Here is a 5,373-nt window from a genome sequence, read left to right as displayed (position 1 = left end):
ACAGGTGGCTGAAGATGATGTCGTCATCGAAGAAATACTTGCTGCCCTCGCCAAAGGGGAAACGTATCCGCCGGGTTCTCGGATACCGAGACCCCACACTTGCCGCACTTGCAGTGGTCACTGCCCCTTGTCCTATGTCTCCGTCGACCATGACAGGCTGCCCTTCCTCGAACATCCAGTTTCGGATACCGATAGTATCGGGTGTAGACGTGGTGCTACAAGTCAAATGTCCCGCTCGCTCGCTTGGGGAGACGCGGGCGCAGAAAGCGCCATGCCCGGGGTACGCAGATGCGCCTGAAGCGGGTGTGGCTGTTGACTTCCATTTCGATGGCACCACTGACCGCCGCCAGATCAAAGATCGTCTCGATCATCGACGAACACACCCGCAAATGCGTCGACGGTCGGGTGGCGCGCGGCATCACCGGCGAGGACCTGGTCCTCGAATTTGACCGCCTGGCCAGACAGCGTGATACCCGCCCGACGGCGCTGCGGTGGAGCAATGATCAGGAACCTAATAGCTTTGTAGGGCACTGGACGATTCCTGATCAGAACTCGGGGCTAGACCCCCTTCCACAGGCGGGAACGCCGGCTGCTCTGCGACCTTCCGAGTGAGCGGTCGGCCAGCGAGTGTCGACGGAACGCCTGACCGATACCGGGGTCGGCTAGACCTGCCGGGAGAACGGCGAGGTCGGCGTGTCGTGACCGGCTGCTCCTCGGAAGGGGTTGGGGTGGGGAACGTGGTTCGAGCCCGCCTGCACGATCGACACCTCATCGACGGGGAGCCGTTGAGCTCTGACAAAGACTGGGGGTCGTGCGGGTTGCTGGGGTCGCGAACGGCTCAATCGGAGGTCAGGCCATCAGAGCCTTGCTATTAGGGCGCCGCGCGTTCTCACAAAGGGTCACGCACCCAACACATTTCGACAACCAAGGAGGTAAATTTGTCCATGGTCACGTGTGGGATCGACTGGGCCCAGGATCATCATGACGTCGCGCTGGTGGATGCCGACGGTCGGCTGGTCGCCAGACGGCGCATCCCCGAGTCGGTCGCCGGATTCGCCGAACTGACCGCCATGCTGGCCGATGCCGACGACGACCCTGAGGATCCGATCCCGGTCGCGATCGAGACCCCGCGCGGGTTGCTGGTCGCCGTGTTGCGGGCCAGCGGTCGACCGATCTACCCGATCAACCCGATGTCGGTGGCCCGCTATCGGGAACGGACGTCGATGTCGGGCAAGAAGTCTGACCACGGCGATGCGGTCACGCTGGCCAACATCCTGCGTACCGACATCGACCAGCATCGTCGGTTACCCGCCGACACCGAACTGGCGCAATCGATCACCGTGCTGGCCCGTGCCCACCAGGACGCCACCTGGCGGCGTAACCGGGCCGGCAACGAACTGCGGTCGCTGCTGCGGGAATATTTCCCGGGTTTCCTGCACGCCTTCGCCGACCGTCCCGGCGGAATCACCGCACCCGAAGCTCGTGCGGTGCTCGCCATCGCTGCCACCCCGGCCAAGGCGGCGCGGCTGTCAAAGCCGCAGATCACCGCCGCCCTGCGCCGCGCCGGACGCCAACGCGGCCTGACCACGCTCGCGGCGACAATCCACCAGCAGCTGCGGCTGCCGCAGCTGCGACACCCCGCCCCGGTCGAAGACGCCTTCGGTATCCAAGCAGTCGCATTGCTGGCCACCCTCGACGCTGAGTGCGCCAACGTCGACCGGCTGGGCGAGGCCACCGCCGCCACCTTTGCCCAGCACGCCGACCACAGGATCATCACCTCATTTGTGGGGGTCGGCGACCTTACCGGTGCCCGCCTGCTCGCCGAAATCGGCGACGACCGAACACGATTCGCCGACGCCCGAGCATTGAAGGCGTTCGCCGGGTCGGCGCCCGTCACCAAAGCCTCTGGGCGCAGCATCCGCATCACTCACCGGCACGTGAAGAACAACCGACTTGCCGCCGTCGGATTCGTCTGGGCGTTCATCGCGGCCGGCTGCGAAGGACCCACCCGCGCTCACTACCTGACACGCCGCGACCACGGCGACCGCCACCCCGCAGCCCTGCGCCACCTCTACAACCGCATGCTCGGCCAGCTCTACCACTGCCTGCAAACCAGCCAAACCTACGACCCAATCAAGGCATACCGACCACCCCCGACGCACCCCACACGAGCCGCCGCTTGACTGTTAACAAGATCGGAGGTCTGTGGGTGCGACGCGATGTCGCGCATGTGAGTGAGCTCGTGGAGTGGAGGTCGGCGATGCCGGTCGCGTAGTTCTCGGTTGGTGTTCGTGACCGATCCCCGCCCTGACGTGCGTCGACGGGTCCTGCCCGTGGGCGTGCGAAGCTCAGGGAAGAAGCCCAAGGGCCCCCGTTCCGTCTGGGGGAACGACCGGGCGAGGGAAGGCCGGACGGGCGAATGCGAATGAACCCTTGATGACGCCTCGTTATTTGAAGCCCGGGAAGACGGGTTGAGAACCCGGGTGATAGGACCCGGCCGCTGGCAGTGGCGGCAAGCGGCGACCGGAGGCCACAGGCCGGTCGTGCGAACACCGCTGGTCTCGGGGTATAGAGGGCGCCCTCCCCGGCCGTATCTCGTATGCGCGGAACGTGGAAACCCCGTCGGGTCCGGCCTTCGGGCCGGTAGGCCGATCGTGAGAGGGGCGGAATCCCTCGGCGGGAACAGGATGCTCAAGAAGCGAATGCCGATGGCCGAAAGGCAGCGGGACCTGTGGTCGTGGTGCCGCCGCTCCTCCTGGGCGGCGATCATGGGGAACCGGTCGGATACCAGCGTGGTGGCTGGGCTCGAAAGGGCGCTGACGTGGGCAGGTGAGCCTTTGAAATACCGAGACCGAGGGCCTTGCGAACCGGAAGGGCAAGTTGGACACCGTAGAGGTGAACGGACCGGAGGGCGTTTTCGATTGGACCGTCGTGGATTGGCGTGTCCATGAGGAAAACGTAGCGAGGTTGCGGCGCAGGATCTTCAAGGCGACGCGGGAGCAGGACTGGGCCTCGGTCCGGTCGCTGCAGAAACTGATGCTGGGTTCCTGGTCGAACACGTTGGTCAGTGTGCGACAGGTGACTCAGCGCAATGCTGGGCGTCGAACGGCCGGGATCGATGGGGAGGTTGCCCTGTCGCCCGAGGCGAGAGCGAATATTGCGGTGCGAGTGCATGATTCGCGGTCGTCGTGGGAGCCCTTGCCGGTTCGGCGTGTGTATATTCCGAAGGCCAACGGAAATCAGCGTCCGCTCGGTATCCCCGTGGTGATGGACCGCTGTCATCAGGCGCGGGTACGCAACGCGCTGGAGCCCGAGTGGGAGGCTCGGTTCGAGGCCCGTTCCTACGGGTTTCGCCCGGGCCGTAGCTGTGCCGATGCGATCCAGTCCCTTTTCCTCACGCTCAAAGGGCCACGAGCCCAACGGGCATGGATTCTGGACGCCGATTTGTCGGCCGCGTTCGACAGAATCGACCATCCTCGGCTACTCGACAAGCTGGGGTCGTTCCCGGCCAAGGAAATGATCCGAAAGTGGCTGAAAGCCGGGGTGATCGAGAACGGCGGGTTCGCGCCGACCGAGGAGGGTTCTCCGCAGGGCGGGGTGATCAGCCCGTTGCTGATGAACGTGGCACTGCATGGCCTGGAGGAGGCCGCGGGAGTTCGTTACCGCAGTTCGACCGGTGTTTACGCCGGCGCGGCGATAGCGGGCAACCCGGTTCTGGTGAGATATGCCGACGATATGGTCGCCTGCTGCCATTCACGTGAGCAGGCCGAACACGTCAAGGCGCAGCTTGCCCGGTGGCTGGCTCCGAGGGGTCTGGTCTTCAACGAGGATAAGACGCGCATCGTCCACCTCGAAGAGGGATTCAGCTTCCTCGGATTCAACATCCGCTGCTACCGCCACGGTAGACGGCCGGGCAAGTTGTTGATCAAGCCGAGCCCGGAGGCGATCGAGCGTATCCGCAAACGGTTGGCCGAGGAGATGCGCAGGCTGCGCGGCTCCAACGCCAGGGCGGTGATCGCCCGGATGAACCCGATTATCCGGGGATGGTCCGCCTACTATCGAGGTGCGGTGTCCAGCAAGGTTTTCAGCTCGCTGGACCACTATATGTGGCGGCTCACCTCCGGGCGGGCGCGCCGACCGCATCCGAAGAAGCCGAAAAAGTGGATCGCACGCCGCCACTGGGGTCGGTTCAACAAGTTCAGGAACGATCAGTGGGTGTTCGGCGATCCCGAACGGCCGTTGGATGACCGCCGTGAAAACATCGCGTGTCTGGTCAAATTCTCCTGGACTCACATCGTCCGACACACGCTAGTCGCGGGCCGGGCGTCTCCCGACGCCCCGGAATTGGCCAGCTACTGGGCCGAACGACGGCGCAAGGTCAAACCCGCGCTGGACAGCTACAACCTGCGCCTGCTCGCCAAGCAGGACGGACGGTGCCCGCTGTGTGGCGATCATTTGTTGACCGTCGATCAACCCCCGCAGTCGCCCTCCGAATGGGAACGGTGGTGGTTAGGAGTTGTCAAGCGAGCCATCGCCGCCGAGCATCTCACCCACCACGGGCGGCTGGCCCGGTTGGACGAGACCCACCTGGTACACGCCTCCTGCCATCGCAGCCTTCGGGCTAAGTTGCGCGGGAGCCCAACGAATTACGCAGTTCCCGCAACGTCCTCGGGGCTTGCTTGAGCCGTATGCCGGGACGACTGGCACGTACGGTTCTGAGGGGGGACCGCCGCAGCAATGCGGCGGTCCTACCCGACATGAGCCTCGGTGAGGCAGCCTGAAGGGGCGCCGCCTTCCCGAGGGTGCTCTGAATTCGGTTTGTCTGATCAAGGACCGGCGTTGGCGCGCTGGTTGGGAAGGTACGCCCATGCTCACGGTAGTTCACGACGTCGACGAGTCCAACGACAACACCGGTTCGGGTCGCTCGTTACTCGATGAGGTCGTCCGCGATGGCGCCCGGCAAATGCTTGCGGCGGCGCTGGAGGCCGAAGTCGGCCTATATCGCGCAGTTCACCGATCAGGTTGACGAGAATGGGCATCGCCTAGTGGTGCGCAACGGCTACCACGAGGAGCGGACCGTGTTGACGGCCGCTGGGGCGGTGCCGGTCAAGGCCCCGCGGGTCAACGACAAGCGCATCGACGCTGACACCGGTGAGCGGTGCCGGTTTTCCTCCCCGATTTTGCCGGCGTGGGCGCGCAAGTCGCCGCAGATGACCGAGGTGTTGCCGCTGCTGTGCCTGCACGGGCTGTCCAGCGGGGATTTCGGCCCGGCGCCGGAGCATTTCCTCGGCACGGGCGCGGCGCTCTCGGCGACCGAGATTACTCGGCTGACCGCGCAGCGGCAGGACGAGGCCAAAGCCTTCGGCAAGCGTG

3 protein-coding genes and 1 pseudogene are annotated in these 5,373 nt (G+C 65.0%); all 4 read left to right on the top strand.

From position 1 onward, the window contains the following. Window positions 1-288 precede the first annotated feature (288 nt). On the top strand, window positions 289-612 hold the full coding sequence (locus HMPREF0591_RS34750) for a hypothetical protein (RefSeq protein WP_007172237.1): 324 nt from the start codon (window positions 289-291) through the stop codon (window positions 610-612). 332 nt (window positions 613-944) lie between these two features. Further along, the gene (locus tag HMPREF0591_RS28290; protein ID WP_007172236.1) at window positions 945-2,183 is read left to right on the top strand and encodes an IS110 family RNA-guided transposase; all 1,239 of its coding nucleotides are present in this window, start codon (window positions 945-947) and stop codon (window positions 2,181-2,183) included. Window positions 2,184-2,895: 712 nt separating this feature from the next. Then, a complete protein-coding gene (ltrA, locus tag HMPREF0591_RS28285) occupies window positions 2,896-4,683 on the top strand; it encodes a group II intron reverse transcriptase/maturase (RefSeq protein WP_046186391.1) in 1,788 nt (595 codons plus the stop codon). A 184-nt stretch (window positions 4,684-4,867) separates the two neighbouring features. Continuing rightward, a pseudogene (locus HMPREF0591_RS28280) lies at window positions 4,868-5,373 on the top strand (transposase); the annotation flags it as partial.

Origin of the sequence: Mycobacterium parascrofulaceum ATCC BAA-614 (assembly GCF_000164135.1) — a bacterium.
Lineage (GTDB): Bacteria > Actinomycetota > Actinomycetes > Mycobacteriales > Mycobacteriaceae > Mycobacterium > Mycobacterium parascrofulaceum.
Note: the sequence above shows the minus strand (reverse complement) of the source record. Positions and strands in the feature narration are given on the sequence as shown.